The 22,063-nt window shown below is 64.4% G+C and carries 20 protein-coding genes; 8 read left to right on the top strand and 12 right to left on the bottom strand.

All coding sequences use genetic code 11. The features are described from left to right. Nucleotides 1-32 precede the first annotated feature (32 nt). Nucleotides 33-1,247, bottom strand: a complete 1,215-nt coding sequence (locus ACTNBK_RS00515) for a peptidase U32 family protein (protein WP_441142692.1) — start codon at nt 1,245-1,247, stop codon at nt 33-35. Nucleotides 1,248-1,300: 53 nt separating this feature from the next. Then, nucleotides 1,301-2,491: an endolytic transglycosylase MltG gene (gene mltG / locus ACTNBK_RS00510; RefSeq protein ID WP_441142690.1), complete on the bottom strand. Its 1,191-nt coding sequence runs from the start codon at nt 2,489-2,491 to the stop codon at nt 1,301-1,303. A 139-nt stretch (nt 2,492-2,630) separates the two neighbouring features. On the opposite strand from mltG, the gene ACTNBK_RS00505 reads away from it, so the two are divergent. Then, nucleotides 2,631-2,798 carry a hypothetical protein gene (locus ACTNBK_RS00505; protein WP_165449750.1) on the top strand — a complete coding sequence of 56 codons (168 nt, stop codon included), beginning with the start codon at nt 2,631-2,633 and terminating at the stop codon, nt 2,796-2,798. 223 nt (nt 2,799-3,021) lie between these two features. On the opposite strand, the gene ACTNBK_RS00500 is transcribed toward ACTNBK_RS00505, so the two are convergent. Genes ACTNBK_RS00500 through ACTNBK_RS00485 form a run of 4 tightly spaced genes read right to left on the bottom strand, consistent with a single transcriptional unit; the run spans nt 3,022 to nt 5,574 of the window. Continuing rightward, complete coding sequence (locus tag ACTNBK_RS00500; RefSeq protein WP_441142688.1) at nt 3,022-3,618, bottom strand: 5-formyltetrahydrofolate cyclo-ligase; 597 nt, start codon at nt 3,616-3,618, stop codon at nt 3,022-3,024. Next, nucleotides 3,596-4,141 carry a DJ-1 family glyoxalase III gene (locus ACTNBK_RS00495; protein ID WP_441142686.1) on the bottom strand — a complete coding sequence of 182 codons (546 nt, stop codon included), beginning with the start codon at nt 4,139-4,141 and terminating at the stop codon, nt 3,596-3,598. The genes ACTNBK_RS00500 and ACTNBK_RS00495 overlap by 23 nt, the downstream gene beginning before the upstream one ends. A gap of 36 nt (nt 4,142-4,177) precedes the next feature. Then, nucleotides 4,178-4,846 (bottom strand): dTMP kinase, encoded by a 669-nt coding sequence (locus tag ACTNBK_RS00490; RefSeq protein ID WP_441142684.1) that lies wholly within the window; start codon nt 4,844-4,846, stop codon nt 4,178-4,180. Beyond that, nucleotides 4,843-5,574 (bottom strand): WecB/TagA/CpsF family glycosyltransferase, encoded by a 732-nt coding sequence (locus ACTNBK_RS00485; protein ID WP_441142683.1) that lies wholly within the window; start codon nt 5,572-5,574, stop codon nt 4,843-4,845. The genes ACTNBK_RS00490 and ACTNBK_RS00485 overlap by 4 nt, the downstream gene beginning before the upstream one ends. Nucleotides 5,575-5,767: 193 nt before the next feature. On the opposite strand from ACTNBK_RS00485, the gene ACTNBK_RS00480 reads away from it, so the two are divergent. The 3 genes from ACTNBK_RS00480 (at nt 5,768) to ACTNBK_RS00470 (ending at nt 8,640) form a co-directional block, all read left to right on the top strand. Further along, on the top strand, nt 5,768-6,796 hold the full coding sequence (locus tag ACTNBK_RS00480; RefSeq protein ID WP_441142681.1) for an ABC transporter substrate-binding protein: 1,029 nt from the start codon (nt 5,768-5,770) through the stop codon (nt 6,794-6,796). A 109-nt stretch (nt 6,797-6,905) separates the two neighbouring features. Further along, entirely contained in the window at nt 6,906-7,853 is a 948-nt protein-coding gene (locus ACTNBK_RS00475) for an ABC transporter permease (RefSeq protein WP_441142679.1), read from the top strand. Beyond that, a complete protein-coding gene (locus ACTNBK_RS00470; RefSeq protein WP_441142678.1) occupies nt 7,846-8,640 on the top strand; it encodes an ABC transporter ATP-binding protein in 795 nt (264 codons plus the stop codon). The genes ACTNBK_RS00475 and ACTNBK_RS00470 overlap by 8 nt, the downstream gene beginning before the upstream one ends. Before the next feature lie 265 nt (nt 8,641-8,905). Here the strand turns inward: ACTNBK_RS00470 and ACTNBK_RS00465 are convergent, their stop codons facing one another. Then, the gene (locus ACTNBK_RS00465) at nt 8,906-9,847 is read right to left on the bottom strand and encodes a LysR family transcriptional regulator (protein ID WP_441142676.1); all 942 of its coding nucleotides are present in this window, start codon (nt 9,845-9,847) and stop codon (nt 8,906-8,908) included. Between the two features lie 163 nt (nt 9,848-10,010). Between ACTNBK_RS00465 and ACTNBK_RS00460 the strand changes: the two genes are divergently transcribed. Genes ACTNBK_RS00460 through sdaAA form a run of 3 tightly spaced genes read left to right on the top strand, consistent with a single transcriptional unit; the run spans nt 10,011 to nt 12,786 of the window. After that, the gene (locus tag ACTNBK_RS00460; protein ID WP_441142674.1) at nt 10,011-11,231 is read left to right on the top strand and encodes a dicarboxylate/amino acid:cation symporter; all 1,221 of its coding nucleotides are present in this window, start codon (nt 10,011-10,013) and stop codon (nt 11,229-11,231) included. A 4-nt stretch (nt 11,232-11,235) separates the two neighbouring features. Further along, nucleotides 11,236-11,904: an L-serine ammonia-lyase, iron-sulfur-dependent subunit beta gene (gene sdaAB, locus ACTNBK_RS00455; RefSeq protein WP_294511233.1), complete on the top strand. Its 669-nt coding sequence runs from the start codon at nt 11,236-11,238 to the stop codon at nt 11,902-11,904. A 12-nt stretch (nt 11,905-11,916) separates the two neighbouring features. Further along, nucleotides 11,917-12,786: an L-serine ammonia-lyase, iron-sulfur-dependent, subunit alpha gene (gene sdaAA / locus ACTNBK_RS00450; protein WP_441142671.1), complete on the top strand. Its 870-nt coding sequence runs from the start codon at nt 11,917-11,919 to the stop codon at nt 12,784-12,786. Nucleotides 12,787-12,856: 70 nt separating this feature from the next. Here the strand turns inward: sdaAA and ACTNBK_RS00445 are convergent, their stop codons facing one another. The 3 genes from ACTNBK_RS00445 to pap all read right to left on the bottom strand — a co-directional run bounded on the left by ACTNBK_RS00445 (nt 12,857) and on the right by pap (nt 17,430). Continuing rightward, nucleotides 12,857-13,870, bottom strand: a complete 1,014-nt coding sequence (locus ACTNBK_RS00445) for a copper amine oxidase N-terminal domain-containing protein (protein WP_441142670.1) — start codon at nt 13,868-13,870, stop codon at nt 12,857-12,859. Nucleotides 13,871-13,958: 88 nt separating this feature from the next. Then, complete coding sequence (locus ACTNBK_RS00440; RefSeq protein WP_441142669.1) at nt 13,959-15,848, bottom strand: S41 family peptidase; 1,890 nt, start codon at nt 15,846-15,848, stop codon at nt 13,959-13,961. A gap of 109 nt (nt 15,849-15,957) precedes the next feature. Next, nucleotides 15,958-17,430, bottom strand: coding sequence for a polyphosphate:AMP phosphotransferase (pap, locus tag ACTNBK_RS00435; protein ID WP_441142667.1), 1,473 nt, complete (start codon nt 17,428-17,430; stop codon nt 15,958-15,960). A gap of 96 nt (nt 17,431-17,526) precedes the next feature. On the opposite strand from pap, the gene ACTNBK_RS00430 reads away from it, so the two are divergent. After that, nucleotides 17,527-18,177, top strand: coding sequence for a YitT family protein (locus ACTNBK_RS00430; protein ID WP_441142665.1), 651 nt, complete (start codon nt 17,527-17,529; stop codon nt 18,175-18,177). Between the two features lie 73 nt (nt 18,178-18,250). Here ACTNBK_RS00430 and ACTNBK_RS00425 read toward each other — a convergent pair whose 3' ends face one another. Both ACTNBK_RS00425 and ACTNBK_RS00420 read right to left on the bottom strand, forming a co-directional pair. Beyond that, entirely contained in the window at nt 18,251-19,837 is a 1,587-nt protein-coding gene (locus ACTNBK_RS00425; RefSeq protein WP_441142664.1) for an MBL fold metallo-hydrolase RNA specificity domain-containing protein, read from the bottom strand. A 136-nt stretch (nt 19,838-19,973) separates the two neighbouring features. Then, a complete protein-coding gene (locus tag ACTNBK_RS00420) occupies nt 19,974-22,046 on the bottom strand; it encodes a serine hydrolase domain-containing protein (protein ID WP_441142663.1) in 2,073 nt (690 codons plus the stop codon). Between the last annotated feature and the right edge of the window lie 17 nt (nt 22,047-22,063).

Below are 22,063 nucleotides of genomic sequence, written 5' to 3'. Positions count from 1 at the left end.
ATGGGATTTCCAGCCCTAGTTTTTGTGCAGAACTATTGTGGGCTCAAATCCACCTGGCGGCGGAGGATGGAGAGGGGCTTTACCTGACGGGGCAGGCGCATCTTGAAGCGCATCTCCGGCTTCTTGGGCTCCAGGAGGGGCAGGCCGTCCATGTCGGTCATCTCTGGCGCTTCAAAGGTCATGGGGTCCAGGCCGGGGGCCAGGAGCTCCACCTGGGTCCCGGCAGAAAACTTGTTCCGCAGAGAGAGGACGGCGGTGCCGTCGGGGGAGCAGGTCTCCACCACCGCGCAGACCTGGTAGTCCCGGATGTACCGGGCGTCGCCGGTATACTGTCCCGGCGAGCCGTAATAAAAGCCGGTGGAGTAGGGCCGGTGGGAGACCTTGTCCAGCTCGGCGCGCCAGACGGGGTCCAGAGGTTCCCCCGCCAAGGCGGCATCGATCCCGTGGCGGTAGGCCCCGGTGACCACGGCGGCATAGTAGGCCGACTTGGCCCGGCCCTCGATCTTCAGGGAGCTGAGACCGGCCTCCACCAGATCGGTCAGGTGGTCGATCATGCACATGTCCCGGCTGTTCATGATAAAGGTCTCATTGTTCTCCTCATAGACGGGGAAATACTCTCCGGGCCGCTTTTCCTCCACCAGGGCATACTTGTAGCGGCAGGGCTGGGCACACATGCCCCGCTGGGCGTCCCGGCCGGTCATGTAGTTGGAGAGCAGGCACCGCCCCGAATAGCTCACGCACATGGCCCCGTGGACAAAGGCCTCGATCTCCAGCTCCTTGGGGGTCTTGGCCCGGATGGTGCGGATCTCCTCCAGGGAGAGCTCCCGGGCCAGGATGACCCGGCTGGCCCCCAGGTCGTACCAGGCCTGGGCCACGGCGTGGTTGGTGACGCCGGCCTGGGTGGAGATGTGGAGCTGGAGGTGGGGGGCGTACTTCTGGGCCATGCGGAAGACCCCCAGGTCGGCGATGATGGCGGCGTCCACCCCCACGCTGTCCAGATACTCCAGCCACTCCGGCAGCCGGTCCACCTCGTCGCACCGGGGCATGGTGTTGCAGGTCACATGGACCCGCACCCCCCGGCTGTGGCACAGCTCCACCGCCTCCCGGAGCCCTTTCTGGTCAAAGTTGCCCGCAAAGGCCCGCATGCCGAAATCGCTGCCCGCCAGGTAAACCGCGTCGGCGCCGTAGGCCACGGCCATGCGCAGCCGCTCCATATCCCCCGCCGGGGCCAATAGCTCGATGCTCATCACTTGTTCCTCCTGTCAAAAGGGCGGTCGCCCAAAGGCGGCCGCCCCAGTGTTTAGTTGCCCCGCTGCTGGGCGATGAAGTCCTGCTGCGCCTCCAGGCTCTTGAAGAAGGAGTGGGTGCCATCGCTGCCCAGGGCGTAGTAGTAATAGTTGGTGCTCTCCGGCTCCATGGCGGCCTGGATGGAGGCCAGGCCGGGGTTGGAGATGGGTCCGGGGGGCAGCCCCTTGTTGGTATAGGTGTTATAGGCCGTGTCGGCGGTATAGTCCGCCGAGGTGATGGGGCGGCCCAAAGCGTAGACCAGGGTGGCATCCACCTGCAGATAACCCTGTGTCCCGGCGTTGGGATTGTTGAGACGGTTGTAAATGACAGAGGCGATGGTGGCCCGGTCGTTGCCGTCGGTCTCGCGCTCGATCATGGAGGCGATGATGACGATGTCCCGGACGGTATACCCCTTCTCCTGGACCTCAGCCCGCATCTCGTCGGTGAAGCGGCGGTCGAAGTTCACCAGCATCTTGTTGATGACCGTCTTGGGGTCCTCGCCCATATAGAACTCATAGGTGTCGGGGAACAGGTAGCCCTCCAGCCGGTGGTAGTCCCCCAGAGGGATTTCTTGCAGGAAGGAGAAGGCATAGTCGTGGGTGGCCGCCATATCCTGGAGTTTCTCCACCGTGGAGACGCCGTTGTCCTCCAGGCGCTGGAAGATCTGGTCCACCGTGTAGCCCTCGGGGATGGTGACGGTGACCATCTGACGGCTGGCCGAATTGGAGCCCAAATTGGTGACGATAGCCCGGTAGTCCATGTCGGTATCCAGCTGGTAGGTGCCGGGGGCCATCTTCTCGTCGGCGTTGGAGAAGACGGAGAAGAGCCGGAAGACCAGCTTAAACTCGATGATGCCGTTCTCCTTGAGCTGGTTGGCCACGTAGTCCAGATCCACGACCTCAACGGTCTCGGTCTCGGTGCCCTCGTCGGTCTTTACCGTCACCTCTTTCTCGGTAAAGATGTCCTCGGGCAGGGTGATGATGGCGGAGTGCTCGGCCTTGTTGAGGGCCAGCACGTCGTTGGCCGCCACCCAGCCCACCGCCGCCAGCAGGGTGGAGATTCCGATGACGAAAGCCACGTACAGCAGGGTACCCAGCAGGCTGAATCCCTTTTTCTTCCGCCGTCTCCGGGTGGCGGGGCGCTCGCTCCGCTCCCGGGGCTGCTCTCGCCTTCCGCCGGAGCTTCTTCTTTCCTCTTGTGACATAGGCAGTTTTTCTCCTTCCGGATCGCTCCATAGGGGAACCAATGGTGTTCCCGCTACATAGAATAGGCCAGTTGGAGGGCAAAAGCCCCGGTCTCCCGCCGGCGGCGCCTCCAAACTCTAAAAACGAGGTGTGTCGTTCATGTTCGGTAACAATGGTAGCTGCTGTTGGATTATCCTGATCCTCATCCTGGTGTGCTGCTGCTGCGGCGGCGGGAACAGCTGCGGCTGCGGCTGCAACAATAACAACAACGGCTGTGGCTGTGGCTGCGGCAACAACAACAGCTGCGGCTGCGATCCCTGCTGCTGAGCCCACCGCGCCGCCTCCCCGGCCTACTTAGAAACCTACAGTGTCCCTCCAGGGCGGAGCCTTTGGGCTCCGCCCTTTAAAAATGCCGTTACTTTTCCGTCTCCTTCGGTCCGGAAAAGTCCTCGCTGCGCTCGCCGCCCTCCGGGCAGGGCATTCGATCCTACGCGAGGCGGGCTGCCGCCCCCTCGCACTCCCCCGCCGCGGCAAGGGCTGTGGTCTTTCCTCAGCGTCTGTTCGTCAGAATATGGGACGGGCCTTCCAGCCGGCGCTTCTCCGTCAACACCAGGTCCACAGCTCTGTCGTGGGCCTCTGCAGGCAGCTTCTCTTGGAGCAGCCGCTCCCGGCACAGGCCCACCGTCCGGCCGCCATAATCGGCCAGGTAGCGGTCATAATATCCGCCCCCCTGTCCCAGCCGTTGGCAGGACAGGTCATAGCAGAGGGCTGGGACCAGAATGAGGTCGATCTCCCCCTTGCCCACAACGGGACAGGTATCCAATGGCTCCGGGATGCCAAACACCCCGGGCCGTAGGTCGTCCCCGCTCCGGACCAGACGGGCCTCCATGGCCCGGTCGGGCAGGCATTTGGGCAAGCATACCCGCTTTCCCAGCCGCCATAGCTCCACGATCAGGTGGCCGGTATCCGGCTCAGTACCTACGCCATAAAAGAGCAGCAGGGTATTGGCCTCCGCCGCCCAGGGCAGCTCCAGGAACCGCTGGAGCAGGATCACGTCGCTCCTCCGGCGCTCAGCGGGACGCATGGCCGCCACCTGAGCCCGGATCTGGGTCCGCAGGGCGGCTTTAGCTCCGGTACAGGATGCCATTCTGGACCTTCTGCACCGCCTCGTCGCCCCTGAGCACCTCCACCAGCTTCAGTCCAAAGAGGAACGCGGCGCCGGCAGCCTGGGCGGTGACGAACTTCCCGTCCACCACCACCTGGGCCTCCCGGTCCACGGCGGCGGAGCCCATCTCCTCCCACACGCAGGGATTGCAGGCCGCCTTTCGCCGGTCCAGCATGCCCATGTGGGCCAGGATGGAGGGGGCGGCGCAGATGGCCGCCAGCCAGCAGCCCAGGTCCCGGGCCTTCTGGATGAGGGCGGTGGCAAAGAGGTCCATCTGGATGGAGGCTACGCCGCCCAGCCCACCGGGCAGCACCAGCATCTCCATGTCCTCCGTCTTCACCTGTTCCAGAGTCATGTCGGCGGTGACGGTGATGCCGTGGCTCCCCTTTACCGCAAGGCTCTCCAGGCCCACATAGGCCACATCCACACCGGCCCGCCGCAGCAGGTCGCCGGGGACGATGGCCTCGGCCTCCTCAAAACCTTCTCCCAGCAGAATATATACCATGGATCATTCTCCTCCAAATATACTTGATGGTCCCTGTCACAGCAGGGCGCTGACCCGGTCCCAGATCTGTTGATGGATGACCTCCGGCGGGAGCACCGCCCCAGTCTCGTCCACGCAGGACACCCGCTCCCAGCCGCACAGCCCGGCGGCGGCCAGGGCCGCCTTCCGGCAGCGGCGGAGGTATTCGGTATCCACCTCGTGGATGTCGCCGGTGGTGTGGGTCTCCCCCTCCCGGCGGCGGAGCATCTCCACCGCCCGATCGGTGGGCATGTCCAGATAGAGGACCAGGTCCGGGGCGGGCAGCCCCAGCTTGTGGTATTCAAAGTCAAAGAGCCAGCGCAGGAAGGGCTCCCACGCCTCCTCCGGCAGCTTGCTGGTCTGGTGGACGGCGTTGGAGGTGGTATAGCGGTCGGCCAGGATGAGTCCGCCCCCCCCGTAGTCTTCCCCCCACACCTTCTTGTAAGACGCGTACCGGTCCACCGCGTAGAAGGTGGAGGCGGCATAGGCGTTCACGTCGTCGGGATGGGACCCGAATTCCCCACCCAGGTACATCCGCACCAGAGCCGACGAGGGCTCCTGATACTGGGGAAAGACGATGCGGTGGAAGGGCTTGCCCGCCTCCTCCATCCGGCGGCACAGGAGGCCGAACTGGGTGGACTTGCCCGACCCGTCGGTGCCCTCCAGCACGATGAGCCTGCCCTTCATGCCCGCTTCCCCGCCTTTCCCCGCTCGCCCAGCGCAGCCACCAGGAAGAGGGGCAGCCGGGCCATGCGGCCAATGCGCTTGGGCTCCTTCTTGAGGCGGTAGAGCCACTCCAGGCCCAGCTTCTGCCAGGCCTCCGGCGCCCGCTCCACCACGCCGGCAAAGACGTCCAGGCTTCCGCCCAAACCAGCCATGAGCTTGGCGCCGGTGGCGGGGCCGTTCTTCACCATCCAGTACTCCTGCTTGGGGGCCCCCAGGCAGACAAAGACCACGTCGGCCTCGGCCGCCCGGATGGCCTCTACCACGGGGTCGTCCTCCTTGAAGTAACCGTCGTGGGTACCGCAGATGGTAAGGCCTGGGTATTTGGCCTCCAGCCGGGCGGCGGCCGTCTCGGCCACCCCGGGCTTGGCCCCCAGCAGGTAGAGCCGCAGGCCGCTCCTGGCCATATGCTCCATCAGCTTCCCGGCAAAGTCGATGCCGGGGCACCGGCCTTTCAGGGGCCGGCCCAGAATCTTGGCGGCGTACACCACACCAATGCCGTCGGGGAGCACCAGGTTCGCCCCGTTGAGGGCCTGCCGGAAGGGCTCCTCCCGCCGTGCCCGGTCCACCAGCTCCGGGTTGGGGGTTACCACATAGTGGAATCCACCCGCTTCTATCATCCCGGCGGCCGCTTTGGCCGCCTCCTCCAGGGTCAGGTCGTCAAAACTGACCCCCATGATCTCTGTCCGCAAGGCGCATGCCTCCATTTTTATCATTCCAGGCCATCATACCACAGGAACACTCAAAAGTCCATCGGAACCTGCCCGCTCCCCCCGTATCTTCATGAAAAATTAAGCATTGACATTTCGGGAAAAGGGATTATAATACAGACAATACTTTAGCGCAAAAAAGCAATGAAGTGCTGTACTTGCACAAATCGGAAGGATGAGAAGCATGAATGTTTTGTCGAAAGTGACCGCACTGGCCGCCGCCAGCGCCATGGTCCTGTCTCTGGCCGCCTGCGGCGGCGGCACCAGCACCACCACCCCCGCCCCTGAGTCCTCTGCCCCCGCGTCCTCCGCTTCCGCCGAGGGCACCGCATCCTACACCGTGGGCATCTGCCAGCAGATGACCCACGAGGCGCTGGACGCCGCCACCCAGGGCTTCAAGGACGCCCTCAACGAGCTGCTGCCCGGCCAGGTGACCTTTGAGGAGCAGGACGCCGGCGGCGAGTACGCCAACTGCGGCACCATCATGGACGGCTTCGTCTCCGAGGGTGTGGACCTCATTCTGGCCAACGCCACCTACCCCCTCCAGGCCGCAGCCTCCGCCACCGCCGACATCCCCGTGCTGGGCACCTCGGTGACCGACTACGCCACCGCCCTGTCCATCGACGACTGGACCGGCACCGTGGGCGGCAACATCTCCGGTACCTCCGACCTGGCCCCCCTGGACCAGCAGGCCGCCATGCTCAACGAGCTCTTCCCCGACGCCACCAACGTGGGGCTCCTCTACTGCTCCGGCGAGCCCAACTCCGTCTATCAGGTGGAGACCATCCAGGGCTACCTGGAGGACATGGGCTACACCTGTGAGCAGTACGCCTTCACCGACGTGAACGACCTGTCCTCCGTGGCCCAGACCGCCTGCGACAACTCCGACGTCATCTACATCCCCACCGACAACACCGCCGCCGCCAACACCGAGACCATCGCCAACGTGGTGATCCCCGCCGGCGTGCCCGTCATTGCCGGTGAGTCCGGCATCTGCTCCGGCTGCGGCGTGGCCACCCTCTCCATCAGCTACTACGACATCGGCTACAAGACCGGCGAGATGGCGGCCCAGATCCTCACCGGCGAGGCCGACATCTCCACCATGCCTGTGGAGTACGCTCCCAACGTCACCAAGATGTACAACGCCGCCAACTGCGAGGCCCTTGGCCTCACCATGCCCGAGGATTACGAGCCCATCACCTGATCCTCTTTCCCCCTTCTAAAATCGTAAAAACAGCGGGGCGCTCTGCGCCTCCGCTGTTTTTGCGCCTTTCCCGCCCGAGGCGGAATCCACCTTTTGGAGGTATCGAACTATGGATTTCCTGCTCTCTTTCCTCAACTCCATGCCCGGCGCCTTCGGACAGGGCCTGGCCTGGGGCATCATGGCCATCGGGGTGTACATCACCTTCCGGATTCTGGACATCGCCGACCTGACCGTGGACGGCTCCCTGGCCACCGGCGGCGCGGTGGCCGCCCTGGGCATCACCATGGGCCTCAATCCCTGGCTGGCTCTCCTGATGGCCGTCATCGCCGGCATGCTGGCCGGTCTGGTCACCGGACTGCTCCACACCGCCTGCGGCATCCCCGCCATCCTCTCCGGCATCCTGACCCAGCTGGCCCTCTACTCCATCAACCTGCGCATCATGGCCATCGGCAGCGGCGCCAGTACCAAGGCCACCCTGGCCCTCAGCGTGGATAAGCAGCCCCTGCTGGTCTCCTCCCGCTATATCCGTGAGATGAGCCTGCGCAACCCCCTGCTGCTGCTGGCCGTCCTCACCGTGGTGGTCATCGCCGTGCTCTACTGGTTCTTCGGCACCGAGCTGGGCTGCTCCCTCCGGGCCACCGGCGCCAACCCCAACATGGCCCGGGCCCAGGGCATCAACACCAACATTGCCAAAGTGCTGGGCCTGGTGGTGTCCAACGGCCTGGTGGCCCTCTCCGGCGGCCTGCTGGCCCAGTACCAGGGTAGCTCCACCGTGGATATGGGCCGCGGCGCCATCGTCATCGGCCTGGCCGCCGTCATCATCGGCGAGGTGCTCCTGGGCAAGGTCTTTGTCAACTTCGCCCTCAAACTGCTCTCCGCCGTCATTGGCTCCATCATCTACTACATCGTGCTCCAGTTCGTGCTCCGGCTGGGCCTGGAGTCCACCGACCTGAAGCTGCTCTCGGCCGTGGTGGTGGCCCTCTTCCTCACCATCCCCTACTGGAAGGGCAAGTACTTCACTAAGACGGCTCGGAAGGAGGCGGCACGCAATGCTTGAGCTCAAAGAGATCTACAAGACCTTCAACCCCGGCACCATCAACGAAAAGCGAGCCCTCAACGGGGTCTCCCTCACCTTGGCCGACGGTGACTTCGTCACCGTCATCGGCGGCAACGGCGCCGGCAAATCCACCCTGCTCAACGCCGTGGCGGGGGTGTGGCCGGTGGACTCCGGCACCATCTCCATCGACGGCATCGACGTCACCCGCCTGCCTGAGCACAAGCGGGCCCAGTACATCGGCCGGGTCTTTCAGGACCCCATGATGGGTACCGCCGCTACCATGCAGATCGAGGAGAACCTGGCCCTGGCCGCCCGCCGGGGCAAGCCCCGGGGCCTGAAGGCGGGCATCACCGCCAGCGAGCGAAAGGAGTACCGGGAACTTCTCAAGATCCTGGACCTGGGCCTGGAGGACCGACTCACCGCCAAGGTGGGACTTCTCTCCGGCGGACAGCGCCAGGCCCTCACCCTCCTCATGGCCAGCCTGGTCAAGCCCAAGCTCCTCCTCCTGGACGAGCACACCGCCGCCCTGGACCCCAAGACGGCGGCCAAGGTGCTGGACGCCACCGAGAAGATCGTCCAGCGGGACAAGCTCACCACCCTGATGATCACCCACAACATGCGGGACGCCATCGCCCACGGCAACCGCCTTATCATGATGTATGAGGGCCGGGTGGCGGTGGACGTCTCCGGCGAGGAGAAGAAGAACCTCACTGTGGAGCAGCTTCTCTCCCTCTTCAGCCAGGCTAGTGGCTCAGATGAAGCCGACGATAAACTCCTGCTGGGCTGAGCCGCTGGCCTGGCGGGACCCATCGCAGATGGGACGGCGGTCACGCCGTACAAGTGTTTTGCGCAGCAAAACCTTTCATGGGCGGAATTCATTTCCGCCCATGAAATTGCAGTCGGGGTCCCCGGCCGGCCACAGGCCGGCTGGGGAAACAGTGGCTCTGACGAAGCCGACGACAAGCTCCTTCTGGGCTGAGCACGTATCCCCAGGCAGCACGATGCCGCTGTCTTCCGCGTTTTCGCGGGAGGCAGCGGCATTTTTGTTTCTTTTATAACTCTGTTCCGCTCTCACCTACGGCACCTGGAGCCGCCGCTCCGACCCACGCCGCGGCCTCCGGCGCGCAGAAGCGGATGAAGGCCTCCATCTCCCTGGTGGCCCATTTCTCCCGATGGTAGAAGATCTGCTCGTACATCACCGCCTGGAGGTCGCTGACCTCCACCACCGTCAGCTTGCCCTGTTGTACCGGCTCCTCCACCAGAAAGCGTGGCAGGAAGGAAAGCCCCTCCGTCTCCTCCAGCACCCGGAGGAGGAAGGAGGCGTAGCTGCTCTCCAGCGCCGGTGTGATGGCCCGGTCCAGGGTGGCCAGCCGCCGGTCCAGCAGGCGGCGGTAGTTGGCGTCCCGCTCGGTGAGATAAAAGGGCCGGTCCAGCAGATCCACCAGATGGTGGGGGCCGGGTCCCAGCTCCCGTCCCAGCTCCGCCGAAGCCACCACCACCACCTCCTCCTGCCGCTCCAGCACCTTGCACCAGCTGTTGTTGTAGAGGGGCTCCTCCAGGATGTAGATGATGTCCAGCTCTCCCCGCTCCATTTTGGCAATGAGCTCCTCCGGGATGCCCGTGGTGATCTGGATGCTCACCTTGGGGTGCTGCACCCGGAACCGCCGCACGATCCCCGGCAGCCGGGCATAACACAGGGACTCCAGCGTGCCGATGTGGAGCTGCCCGTTCAGCTCCCCCTCCACGGACAAGGAGAGGGCAGCGTGGTTGACCTCCTGGATAATGTTGTAGGCGCTGTCCAGAAACTGTTTTCCCTGGGCAGTGAGCACCACCCGCTTATACATGCGGTCAAACAGGCGCACGTGGAGCTCCTCCTCCAGCTGGCGGATCTGCACCGTCACCGCCGACTGGGAGTAGCCCAGGCTGGCCGCCGCTTTGGAAAAGCTCTCAAACTGGGCCGCCCGGATAAACGTGGTGATCTGCCGAAGTTCCATGCCAACTCCTCCCTTCTGCCTCAAAAAGTAATATGAATTTTTTTAATTAAAATAATAAAAACGGTTTATTTGATTAAACGTTATTGTCATGATAGACTAAAGCCACCACAAAGTCAACGGGGAAACTTAGCAAAAGAGCAAAATGTAAATAGGAGGAAACATTATGGAAAAAAAGAAGTTACGCATCGGGCTGATCCCAAAGCTCATCATTGCCATCATCCTGGGTATCCTCTTCGGCTCCTTTATGCCAGAGTGGTTCAACCGCGTGGTGGTCACCTTCTCTTCGATTTTCAGCACCTTCCTTTCCTTCGTGATCCCCCTGATTATCGTCGCCTACGTGACCATGGGCATCGCCAATCTGCGCAGTGGCGCGGGCAAGCTGCTGGTCATCACCGTAATCCTCTCCTACTTTTCCACCCTGGTGGCGGGCTCCGCCTCCTACCTGGTCTCCTCCAGACTGTTCCCCTCCTTTATGAGTGCGGGGGCCCTGGACCAGATCGCCGCCACCGCTGACGTTTCCCTGTCCGGCTACTTCTCTCTGTCCATCCCGCCCCTGCTGGACACCCTGTCCGCCGTCACCCTGGCCTTTGTGCTGGGCCTGTGCCTTTCCACCATGCGGGGCAAGGAGATCGGCGACAGCCTCTACCACGGCATGGAGGACTTCTCCGCCATCATTGACAAGGTACTCCACACCGTCATCATCCCCCTGCTGCCTCTCTACATCTGCGGCACCTTTACCAACATGACCTATTCCGGAAAGACCTTCGCCATCCTGGGCATCCTGTGGAAGGTGTTCCTGGTGGTCATCGCCATGCACCTCATCTATATCTGCATTCAGTTCCTGGTGGCCGGCGTGGTCTCCGGCAAGAACCCCATCACCCTCATCCGCAACCAGATCCCCGGCTATGCCACCGCCATCGGCACCCAGTCCTCCGCCGCTACCATCCCCGTCAACCTGGAGTGCGCCGCGAAGGACGGCATCCTGGAGGAAATCCGCAACTTCGTGGTACCCCTGTGCGCCAACATTCACATGGCCGGCTCCATGATTACCATCACCGCCTGCGCCACCGCCGTGTGCCTGATGTACCAGCTGCCCATCAGCCTGGGCACCGTGGTCCCCTTCATCATGACCCTGGGCATCGCCATGGTGGCCTCTCCCGGCGCCCCCGGCGGCTCCATCATGACCGCCCTGCCCTTCCTCTACATGGTGTTCGGCACTGAGGCCGGTGACGTGAACGGCCCCATCTGCGCCATCATGGTGGCCCTCTATATCACCCAGGACTCCTTCGGCACCGCCTGCAACGTGTCCGGCGACAACGCCATCGGCACCATCGTGGACACCATTTACCGCAAATTCATCAACAAGACCCCTGTGAAGGAGTGAGCTTATGTCCTTTATCAGCGTGTTCGACGTACTGGGCCCTAACATGGTCGGCCCCTCCAGCTCCCACACCGCCGGGGCCGTGGCCATTGCCAACGTGGCACACAAGCTGCTGGCGCCGCCGCTGAAGAAGGTGGACTTCACCCTCTACGGCTCCTTCGCCAAGACCTACCACGGCCACGGCACCGACCGGGCCCTGCTGGGCGGCATCATGGGTTTTTCCACCGACGACCTGTGCATCCGGGACTCCTTCCGCATCGCCAACGAGCGGGGGCTGGCCTTCTCCTTCACCCCCAATGAGACCGAGACCGACATCCACCCCAACACGGTGGACATCCGCATGGAGAATGCCGACGGACAGGTCATGACTGTCCGTGGCGAGTCCCTGGGGGGCGGCAAGATGCACATCGTGCGCATCAACGGCGTCCACGTGGACTTCAGCGGCGAGTACGCCTCGGTGGTGGTGGTCCAGCAGGACAAGCCCGGCGTGGTGGCCCACATCACCAAGGTGCTCAGTGACCGCAACGTGAACATCGCCTTTATGCGTCTGTTCCGGGAGGGCAAAGGAGACACCGCTTACAGCATCATTGAGTCGGACGGTATCCTGCCCGACGGCATCCCGGAACAGCTCAAGACCAATCCACACATCCACGACGTCATGATCGTCCAGCCGTAAGGAGGGGACACAATGGATTTCAAAAATGCCAACGAGCTGCTGGCCCTGTGCCGACAGGAGGGCTGTCCCATCTCCGAGATCATGCGCCGCCGGGAGTGCATCCTGGGGGAGACCACCCCCGACACCGTCAAACGCCGCATGGCCAAGGCCCTGTCCATCATGCGCTCATCGGCCACCATCCCCCTGGAGAACCCCGGCCGCTCTATGGGCGGCCTCATCGGCGGGGAGGCCAAGCATCTGGCCAGCCACGCCGGAAAGAAGAAGGACATTTGCGGCCCGGTGCTCCAAAAGGCCATCACCTACGCCATGGCAGTGCTGGAGGTCAACGCCTCCATGGGTCTCATCGTGGCCGCCCCCACCGCCGGCTCCTCCGGCGTGGTGCCCGGACTGCTGCTGGCTCTCCAGGAGCACTACCACATCTCCGACGACCGGCTGCTGGATGGCCTCTTTAACGCCGGCGCCGTAGGCTATCTGGCCATGCGCAACGCCACCGTGGCCGGCGCCGTGGGCGGCTGCCAGGCCGAGGTGGGCGTCGCCGCCGCCATGGCCGCCTCCGCCGCCGTGGAGCTCATGGGCGGCACCCCCGAGGAGTGTCTGGGCGCCGCCTCCACCGTACTCATGAATATGCTGGGCCTGGTGTGCGACCCGGTGGGCGGCCTGGTGGAGTACCCCTGCCAGAACCGCAACGCCGCCGGCGTGGCCAACGCCCTGGTGGCCGCCGAGATTGCCCTGAGCGGCATCCGGCAGCTCATCCCCTTTGATGAGATGCTGGCCGTCATGTACCAGGTGGGCCGCCACATCCCCGCCGAGCTGCGGGAGACCGCCCTGGGTGGCTGCGCCGTCACCCCCAGCGCCTGCCAGCGTTGTGGCCACTGCGGCTGAGCCCCTACCTGCATCGCAAAAGAAAACTGCCCCGGACCGCCGTCGCGGTCCGGGGCAGTTTTTCTTCTCTTCAGCCCTGCGAGAGCTTCAGGCCGTGGAGGACAATGAGGTCATCCAGAACCATAAAGGTAACTCCATCCACGGCTTTGGCAGAGGCTACCAGGCCCACGGTGACGTCACCTTTGGCAGCCTGATCTGCGCCGATGGCAAAGTGGTAGAGCTCCACGCCGTCTTTGGTGACGGAGACCTGGTTGGTGTAGGGCTCCCAGGCCACCTCACAGCCCATGGCCTCGGCCACAGCCCGCACCGGTACCATCAGGCGGCCGTTCTCCACTTTGGCGGAGGAGGTGCCCTCCAGAGTCAGGGTCTCGCCGTTGATGGTGACCTCCAGGCCGTCAGCGGACACCCAGCCGGCGTAACCGGAGGGAAATACCATGACCTTGCTGGGAGACGCCTGGGCGGGCAGGCTCATGGTGGCTGCATTGTACCAGGAGAGGAGCCGAGTACCGGGTACGATGTCGGCGGGGCTCACAGTTGCCTTCTCCCAGCCGGGGGCGGCCAGATACTCAGTGTCGCCGGTGAGGTGGAGGACCACATCGTTATTCATGTAGACGTCCACGCCGTTCTCAGTCTCGGTGACGGTCTCCACCTCCGCATAGGTGGGCACACCGAAATCGGCGGGGATACCACACAGAATAACCCGGGCGGTGCTGATGGGGGGCAGGCTCTTGGTCATGTCCGGACCCACCCAGGCACAGACGGTCTCCCCCGCCCTGATGTCGGCAAAGGTTTTTGCCTCACCGGTGACGGCGTCCAGGATGACGGTATCCTCAGCCACATTGACCACGATCTTCTGATAGGGGTCGCTCTCATTGCTGTTTTCCAGGGTGAGGCTCATGTCGCCCAGCTCCACAGCGCCGCCCCACACCCGGATGGGGAAGTTCTCCCCCCGCTGGACCAGCTCATAGGCCGGCGTCTCAGCGGCCGCGTCAATGCTGACAGGCTCCACCGCCATGGCGGGCACGCTCAGGGACAGCGTCAACATCGCCGCCAGAGCGGCGGTCAAGATCTTTTTCTGCTTCATAGCGGAAGATCCTCCTTATTCAGTGGTTCTGCCTTCTTGGACGACAAATGTGGAAAATGGTTCCCGCTCTTTTCCCCCGCCCCGGCATTTATTCCTCCGTCACCGGAGTGAGAATGCCGATGTACTCCAGCATCCGGTAGAGCATGGCGGCGGCCTCCTCGCGGGTGGTGGGGACGGTCGGGTCCAGCTCCTCCAGAGGCACCGCCAGGAAGCCCAGGTCCTCCGCCGTCACCACATAGGGGCGGGCCCAGGCGTCATAGGCCTGCACCGCCTCGGTCGCCAGCTCCTCCCCGGTTACCTGCTCCAGCCGCCGTTCGACGGAGAGGTCAGCGCGCTCGCCCATCCGGGTCAGGATGGTCAAAAACTGCTGGTGGTCCACCGGGTCGTCGGCCCGGAACTCGCCGTTCTCGTCGCCCTGGATGAGGCCCAGGTTATAGGCGATATCCACAGAGGTGGCATACCAGTCCTCCCGGTCCACATCGGTGAAGGGGGCGCTGCCCTGGCTCTGCCAGCACCAGTAGCCCATGGCCTTGACGATCATGGACACCAGCTCGCCCCGGGTGAGCGGGTCCTGGGGGCTAAAGTCGCCGTTCTCGTTGCCTAGGAGGACCCCCAGGGCGGCCAGGGTATTGATCTCATCGCCGTAGGGAGAATCGCCCACATCATCGAACCAGCGGGAGACATAATCCACCCCCCAGGCCTCAGAGACCTCCGCCGGGGTGACCACCTTGCCGTCCAGCGTCATAGGTGTGTTGGGGGCGATGGCGGCCAGGAGCTCTGCAAAGGCGGGGGCATAATCCTCACTCACCGCCTCCTCCCGGTGGATGTACCAGGTCTGGCCGGCCAGCTGGAGGACCAGCACATCCCCGGAGGCCTGCTCCTCGGCGGTACCACACAGGAGGCGAGCCACCTCGTCGGCCAGGTTGGCGTCCACCACCAGGTGGGGCAGCACGCCGGAGCGGTCGGGTGTCACATAGTTGGGAGAGTAGTACCGCTCCGTGGTGATCTTGAAGGCGGAGCCGTCGGCCTGCTCAAAGACGTTTTGGGCGACGCCCTTGCCGAAGGTCCGGGTACCGATGATAAGCCCGTAGCCGTAATCCCGCATGGCGGCGGTGAAGAGCTCGGCGGCGCTGGCGGAATTGGCGTCCACCAGGACCACCAGGGGCTCCTGAATGAGGCCGGGTATCTCCACCGGGAAGGGGTTGGGACGCCAGACATCCAGGTCGCCCTGCCGGTCCACCACATAGGCCACGTCATGGTTGCCCAGGACGTAGCCCACCGCCTGGATCACCGCTGTGGCCGAGCCTCCGGGGTTGCCCCTTAGGTCCACCACCCAGTGATCGGCTGCCTCGTCCTCGTCCAGGATATAGCTCTGGAAATAGTCGCCGGTGCTGGTCCCAAAGCTGCTACAGCTCAGCCAGCCGATGTGGTCGTCCACCACCTCGCCGGTGACGGTGGGAAAGACCACCGCCTCCCGGGTCATTGTGAGCTTCAGCTCCTGGCCATCCCGTAGTACGGTGATGGTGACCTTCGTCCCCTCCTCGCCGGTGATGAGAGCGGCCAGAGCATCGGGAGAGCCGGCAGCCTGGATGGTGGTGCCGTCGGCGGCCACTATGAGGTCGCCGGTCTTAACACCGGCCTCCTGGCCGGGGGAATCGGGGGCCACGCCGCTCACCAGCAGGCCATCGGCCGTCTTTTCCACCATGACGCCGATCCCAACCACATTGGTGCCCTCCAAGCTGTTCTGGAAGGCGGTGTACTCCTCCGCTGTCATATAGTAGGTGTAGTGGTCCCCCAGGGCGGTGGTGATCTCCTCGATGGTGGGCAGGGACAGGATCTCCTCAGGGATCTCATCGATGTAATTTCCCCGGAGCAGGTCCCGGGCCTCGTCCACGGTGATGGCGCCGGCCACGGGGCTCAACGCCAGCGTCAGCGTCAGCCCCAGGGCCGCCGCGCGTACAGGCAGTTTTGTTTTCATGGGTCAAGCTCTCCTTTGCCGTATCAGGTCATTTCATTGTAGCACCCTGTCCCGGGGCTGTCCACCTACTGTTGGTTACAAAACGGAGACGAAATGACGCTCTCTCCCCTCAGCTGTCCAGCCGCTCCTCCAGGGCCTTTCGCACCGTCCGCAGCACCTTGAGACGGGCGTATTTTTTGTCGTTGCCCTCCACGATGACCCAGGGGGCGTACTCGGTAGAGGTCCTTTGTAGCATCTCGTCCACCGCCTTTTCATACTCCGGCCACTTCTCCCGGTTGCGCCAGTCCTCGTCGGTGATTTTGTAGCGCTTTTCCGGGGTATTCTCCCGGTCATGGAAGCGGCGCAGCTGCTCGTCGGGGTCGATGTGGAGCCAGAACTTCAGCACCACCGCCCCCCAGCGGGTGAGGCTGCGCTCGAACTCATTGATCTCATCGTAGGCCATGCTCCAGCGGGCCTCCGGAGTGAGATTTTCCAGCCGCTCCACCATGACCCGGCCATACCAGGTCCGGTCGAAGAGGACGATGTGGCCATCCTTGGGCAGCTGCCGCCAGAACCGCCACAGGTAGTGCCGGTCCAGCTCGTCCTTTGTGGGGGCGGCGATGGGCACCACGTCAAAGCCCCGGGGGTCCAGGGCCCAGGAGAGGCGGCGGATGGCGCCCCCCTTGCCGGCGGCGTCCCAGCCCTCGAAGCCGATGACCACCGGCACCTTCTCCCGGTAGAGCCGGCTGTGAAGCTTAGACAAGCGCTTTTTCTCCTTCTTGAGGGCGGCGTCGTAGTCGGCGTCGGAGAGCCGGGGGCTCAGGTCCACCTGGCTGAGCCGCGGCATCTCCAGCAGGGGCCAGGGGGCCCGCTCCACCGGGGCCGGTTTGGGGACGCCGTGGTCCAGGGCGTCGTCCAGAGCCGCCTTCACCGTCCGCAGCACCTCCAGGGGGCCGCTCCCCTTCTCCTCGTTCCACACCACGTGCCAGGGGGCGTGGGGGGTGCTAGTGGCCTGGAGGAGGAGGTCCAGCTTCTCTTTACGGCGCACGTAGTCCCGGTTCTGCCGCCAGTCCCGGTCGGTGACCCGCCAGGCGGTGTCATCGTCCCCCGCCAGCTTCTCCAGCCGCCGGCGCTGCTCGGCCTGGCCGATGTGGAGGAAGAATTTCAGGATCAGATAACCGTCGTCGCACAGCTGCCGCTCGAAGATGTTGATCTCCTCCACCAGCTGAGCCGTCTCCTTCGGCTCCTCCTCCATCCGCTCCAGGGCGCGGCCGAACCAGCTCCGCTCCAGCACCGCAATCTGTCCCTTGGCGGGCAGCCCCTTCCAGAAGGGCCACAGCAGGGGGCGGCGCTTCTCCTCGTCGGTGGCGGGACCGAAGGTGAGCACCTGGTAGTTCCGGGGGTCCAGCCGGGCAATGGTCCGGGCGATGACCGCCCCCTTCCCGGCGGCACTCCAGCCCTCAAAGACCAGCATCACCGGAATCCCCGCCTCCTTCAGCGGCTGCTGAAGGGCCTCCAGGGCCCGCTCCAGCTCCTTGCGCTCCGCCTTCCACGCCTTTTGCTCGTCCTTGGTATGTGTCCGGCGTTCCTCGTTTTCCAGCATGGCTCTCCCATCCTTTCGCCCATCCGGGCCCCTTGACTGTACGGCACTTTTTTGATATAATTCTAATATAATTTATCTTAAGTTAGGAGTTTTATCATGTCTTCCCCCAGGGAAAAAGCAAAGTCCCTCCTGTACACCTACGGCATCATCCTCCTGGGCTCCGCTATTTTGTCCTTCGGGCTCTACAACATCCATGAGCGGACCCAGGTCACCGAGGGGGGCGTACTGGGCATGACCCTCTTCCTCCAGCACTGGCTGGGGCTTTCCCCCGCCATCACCAGCCCCGTTATGGACATCGCCTGCTACCTGCTGGCCTGGCGCTTCCTGGGCAACTCCTTCGCCCGGTACGCCGTCACCGCCAGCCTGGCCTTCGCCCTGTTCCACGGCCTTTGGGAGCAGTTCCCGCCCATTCTCCCCGATCTGAGCGCCTGGCCGGTGGCCGCCGCCATCCTGGGTGCGGCCTTTGTGGGCATCGGCGTGGGACTGGTGGTCCGCATCGGCGGCGCCTGCGGCGGCGACGACGCCCTGGCCCTCACCATCTCCCACCTCTCCAAATGGCCCATCGCCCGGTGCTATCTCATCACCGACCTCACCGTGCTAGCCCTCTCTTTGAGCTATATCCCCTTCACCCGCATCCTATACTCCCTCATCACCGTCACCATCTCCTCCTTCCTCATCGGATGGGTTCAGAATTTCGGACGCCCGCCGGAGAAAGGGCAGGAGCCGGAGACCCAGGTGGTACGGTGATTTGTATCCTTCTTACGCCAACGGGCGCACCATATGAATGGTGCGCCCGTTTCTTTCTTCAAAGCGCTTCGGCTCAGCGGTCCCACTTCTGGATGAGGGCCATGAGCTCCTTTTCGAACTGGGCCAGGTCCTTGTTGGTGCCGCCCTTGTTGTGGCGGATGGCCTCCATGAGGTCCTGCCCCGCCGCCTCCAGCTTCCGGTAGGCGGGGGAGCCGGACGCCGACACCGGCTTGGGAGGCAGAGGCACACCGGCGGAGAGCATCCGGTCGGCAGCCAGATCGTAGACCTCCTCATACTCGGCGGCGTGGGCGGCCAGCCCGGCGTCCCGCAGCTTCTGGGCAAAGATCTCGGTGACCGACGCCTCGCCGTGGACCACGAAGATGTGCCGGGGCTTGGGGGCGTAGTGCTTGGCCCAGGCCAGGAGGTGGTCCCGGTCGGCGTGGGAGGAGAGACCCTTGAAGTTGACGATGCGGGCATTGACGGCGATCTCCTCCCCGAAGAGCTTCACCGACTTGGCCCCCTCCAGGAGGGCCCGGGCCAGGCTGCCCTCGGCCTGGTAGCCCACAAAGACCACCACGCACTCCTTCCGCCACAGATTGTGCTTGAGGTGGTGGCGGATGCGTCCGGCGTCACACATGCCGGAGGCCGAGATGATGACCTTGGAGCTGGTGTCCAGGTTGAGGGCCTTGGACTCCTCGCTGGTCTCGGTGAGGGTGAGGCCGGGGAACTGGAAGAGGGCGCCCCCCTTCAGGGCCTCGATGGCGTCCTCGTCCAGGTAGCCGTGGAGGTTGCCGGAGTAGATGCGGGTGGCCTCGTTGGCCAGGGGGGAGTCCACGCACACCCGGAAGTCGGGGTGGGACTTCACCATGCCCTCCTCCTTCATCTCCCGCATGAAGTACAAAAGCTCCTGGGTGCGGCCCACGGCGAAGGAGGGGATGATGACGTTGCCGCCCTTCTCAAAGGTCTCGTCGATGATCTGGGCCAGGGCCTCGGTATAGCTCTCCGGCGGCTCGTGGAGCCGGTCGCCGTAGGTGCTCTCCATGACCACATAGTCGGCCTCGTCGATGGGCTGTGGGTCCCGGATGATGGGCTGGTCCACGTTGCCCAGGTCGCCGGAGAAGACGATCTTCCGGGTGACCCCCTCCTCGGTGAGCCACAGCTCGGCACAGGCCGAGCCCAGCAGGTGGCCGGCGTCGGTGAACCGGAGCCGCACCCCCTCAAAGAGGTCCACCATCTCGCCGTACTCATAGGTCTCCACCAATCCCATGGCGTTTTCCGCATCGGCAATGGTATAGAGGGGCTCTACCGGTGCCCGGCCGGCCCGCCGGCCCTTCTGGTTCTGCCACTGGGCATCCGACTCCTGGATGTGGGCCGAGTCCCGCAGCATGATGGACATGAGCTGTCCGGTGAGGCAGGTGGTGACGATCCTGCCGTGGAAGCCCTGCTTCACCAGCAGCGGGATGCGGCCGGTGTGGTCGATATGGGCGTGGGTGACGATGACGCAGTCGATATAGCCGGGGGCGAAGTCCAACACCCGGTTGTCCCGCTCGTCCCGCCCCTGCTGGAGTCCGCAGTCGATGAGGATGCGCTTTCCATTGACCTCCAGGCAGTGGCAGCTCCCGGTGACGGCCTTGGCCGCGCCGAAAAATGTGAGCTTCATGGGGCACCTCCTTTGTTTCTTTGGTCACCTTCATTCTACCTCCTGGCCGCCCCCCTGTAAAGGCATCCCAAAAAGTTTACATTCTGGACAGGACGCACAAGGACCCGCCGACTGTGTCGGCGGGTCCTTGTGCCATTTATTCAGAGAGACTCAGATAGAACCGAGCGCCGGGGTCGCCGGCAAAGACCACCCAGCCGCCCTCCGGCAGCACGGCGGAGGTGTCCCCGTAGGCCACAGAGCTGGCCGTCACAGCGCCGTTGGCATCGTAGACAGTGAAGCCACCCGCCTCCGGCAGGGTGACGGCGAGAGTCTTCCCCGCCAGGTCCCCCACATTGAACCACCGGGCATAGCCGTCGTTCAGGATTGTGCAATACGCCCCCGTGCCGGCGTAGAGGTTTTCCAGGGCGGAGGCCGGGGCGCAGAGGTAGTCCCCCGCCTTCAGGTACTCTTTGCCATCCACGGTGACGGCGGCATAGTCGGCGCCGTTGCGGCTGCCGGTGCCAGGCATCTGGATGTACTGCTGGGCCAGGGTCTCGTCCACGATGCGCTCAAAGCCGGCCGCATAGCCGGGAGTCTCCGGCATGGACGCCACGGCGGCAAAGGGCCCGGAGAGGTAGACCTGAGAGGTATACTTCTCATTGACGATGAGGTAGAGCTCCGAGCCCCGGGCGGCCCAGGCATCCAGGGCGGCCTGATCGGCCTCGTTGTTGGGCTCCAGCTTCTCCAGGGCGTAGTTGGCGGTGCCGGAGACGGTGAGGCCGGGCACGGCGGCATAGCCCTCCTGATATAGGTAAGTCCGGCCGTTGTCCCCGGTGACGAACTTCAGGATGAAGCTGCCTGTCTCATCCAGGAAGGTGCCGTTGTCCCGGTAGGTGAAGGTCTGCACCGCCCCGCCCAGGGCGGCGGCGTTGGTGAGGGTCATGGTCTGGTCGTCGGGGAAGGCCACGGTGGCCACCATGCCCAGGGAGACATAGGTGCCGGCGTTGGCCTTCAGCGCCGAGGGGATGGCCGCGGGCTGGCCGTCGGGGAGGGCGGGCAGACTCTCGTCCACCGTCACCCCCTCCTCGGCCAGGGCATCGATCAGGATGCGCTCCCCCGCCAGCTGGTCATAGGTGCTCACGCCGCCGGAGGAGAGGACGGCCACCGCCTTCTCCTCCTCCGGGAGGACGATGAGGGAGGCGTGGTAGCGCAGGGTGTCGCCCCCCTTCACCAGGGCGGTGACCCCGCTCTGGTTGAAGGGGTACTGGTGGACGTTGTCCCAGCCCAGGCCGTAGGCCAGGGTGTCGTTCTCGCTGTTCTCCGGCCACAGGCCCTTCACCGACCAGTCGGTGTTCATGAGGTCCAGCCACTCCTGGCTCAGCAGGTCGGTGCCGCACAGGAGGCCGCCGAAGGCGGCCAGATCGGCGGCGGTGGCGTAGAGGCCGCCGGTGCCCACGATGCCGATGGTGTCCTGGGGCAGGGCCCGGGTGTCCTCGGCGGAGGCGTAGGTCTTGGCCAGACGGCCGGTGTCAAAGTCGTCCCCGGGGGCGTAGGTGTCGGTGAGGCCCACCGGGTCCAGGATGGCGGCGTGGAGGTAGTCCATATAGTCCATGCCGCTCACCGCCTCCACCACCAGTTGGGCCAGGGTGTAGCCGTCGTTGGAGTAGACACAGTATGCTCCGGGGTCGGCCTTGAGCCGCTGGGTGGACAGCCGCTCCAGCAGGTCATCGGCGGCGCTCTCGTCGGTGTCATTGAAGAGAAAGGCGTCCCGGGTGGTGTCCCCCATGAGGCCGGAGGAGTGGTCCAGCAGCATGCGGACGGTGATGTCCTTGTACCGCTCATCGGCCATGGTAAAGCCGGGCAGGTACTTGGTCACCGGGTCCTCCAGCTTGAGCTTGCCGTTTTGGGCCAGGGTAAGGACGGCGGCGGCGGTGTAGGTCTTGGACACCGAGCCCACGCCGTAGAGGATGTCCTCGGCGAGGGCCCGGTTCTCCGTCTTGGAGTAGACCCCCCAGCCCCCCTGGGCGGTGATGGCGCCGTCCTCCCACAGGGCGTAGCGCACCGAGGTAGCCCCGCCGTACTGGGCCGCCAGCTCGATGGCGTGGAAAGCCTTCTCCTCAAAGGTCTCCCCCGCCGTTCCGGTCTCCTGGGCGGCCAGGGCGGGCAGGGTCAGGACGGGCACCAGAATGAGTCCCGCCAGGGTCCCGCAGAGCATCCGTTTCCATTCCATGTTCCTTCCTCCTTCTG

The organism is Intestinimonas sp. HCP28S3_D6, from assembly GCF_052065695.1.
GTDB lineage: Bacteria > Bacillota > Clostridia > Oscillospirales > Oscillospiraceae > Intestinimonas.
Note: the sequence above shows the minus strand (reverse complement) of the source record. Positions and strands in the feature narration are given on the sequence as shown.

Bases quoted from the DNA above. Each gene is read 5' to 3' on its own strand.
- ACTNBK_RS00515 (WP_441142692.1), bottom strand. From the start codon at position 1,247: ATGAGCATCGAGCTATTGGCCCCGGCGGGGGATATGGAGCGGCTGCGC.
- mltG (WP_441142690.1), bottom strand. From the start codon at position 2,491: ATGTCACAAGAGGAAAGAAGAAGCTCCGGCGGAAGGCGAGAGCAGCCC.
- ACTNBK_RS00505 (WP_165449750.1), top strand. From the start codon at position 2,631: ATGTTCGGTAACAATGGTAGCTGCTGTTGGATTATCCTGATCCTCATC.
- ACTNBK_RS00500 (WP_441142688.1), bottom strand. From the start codon at position 3,618: ATGGCATCCTGTACCGGAGCTAAAGCCGCCCTGCGGACCCAGATCCGG.
- ACTNBK_RS00495 (WP_441142686.1), bottom strand. From the start codon at position 4,141: ATGGTATATATTCTGCTGGGAGAAGGTTTTGAGGAGGCCGAGGCCATC.
- ACTNBK_RS00490 (WP_441142684.1), bottom strand. From the start codon at position 4,846: ATGAAGGGCAGGCTCATCGTGCTGGAGGGCACCGACGGGTCGGGCAAG.
- ACTNBK_RS00480 (WP_441142681.1), top strand. From the start codon at position 5,768: ATGAGAAGCATGAATGTTTTGTCGAAAGTGACCGCACTGGCCGCCGCC.
- ACTNBK_RS00475 (WP_441142679.1), top strand. From the start codon at position 6,906: ATGGATTTCCTGCTCTCTTTCCTCAACTCCATGCCCGGCGCCTTCGGA.
- ACTNBK_RS00470 (WP_441142678.1), top strand. From the start codon at position 7,846: ATGCTTGAGCTCAAAGAGATCTACAAGACCTTCAACCCCGGCACCATC.
- ACTNBK_RS00465 (WP_441142676.1), bottom strand. From the start codon at position 9,847: ATGGAACTTCGGCAGATCACCACGTTTATCCGGGCGGCCCAGTTTGAG.
- ACTNBK_RS00460 (WP_441142674.1), top strand. From the start codon at position 10,011: ATGGAAAAAAAGAAGTTACGCATCGGGCTGATCCCAAAGCTCATCATT.
- sdaAB (WP_294511233.1), top strand. From the start codon at position 11,236: ATGTCCTTTATCAGCGTGTTCGACGTACTGGGCCCTAACATGGTCGGC.
- sdaAA (WP_441142671.1), top strand. From the start codon at position 11,917: ATGGATTTCAAAAATGCCAACGAGCTGCTGGCCCTGTGCCGACAGGAG.
- ACTNBK_RS00445 (WP_441142670.1), bottom strand. From the start codon at position 13,870: ATGAAGCAGAAAAAGATCTTGACCGCCGCTCTGGCGGCGATGTTGACG.
- ACTNBK_RS00440 (WP_441142669.1), bottom strand. From the start codon at position 15,848: ATGAAAACAAAACTGCCTGTACGCGCGGCGGCCCTGGGGCTGACGCTG.
- pap (WP_441142667.1), bottom strand. From the start codon at position 17,430: ATGCTGGAAAACGAGGAACGCCGGACACATACCAAGGACGAGCAAAAG.
- ACTNBK_RS00430 (WP_441142665.1), top strand. From the start codon at position 17,527: ATGTCTTCCCCCAGGGAAAAAGCAAAGTCCCTCCTGTACACCTACGGC.
- ACTNBK_RS00425 (WP_441142664.1), bottom strand. From the start codon at position 19,837: ATGAAGCTCACATTTTTCGGCGCGGCCAAGGCCGTCACCGGGAGCTGC.
- ACTNBK_RS00420 (WP_441142663.1), bottom strand. From the start codon at position 22,046: ATGGAATGGAAACGGATGCTCTGCGGGACCCTGGCGGGACTCATTCTG.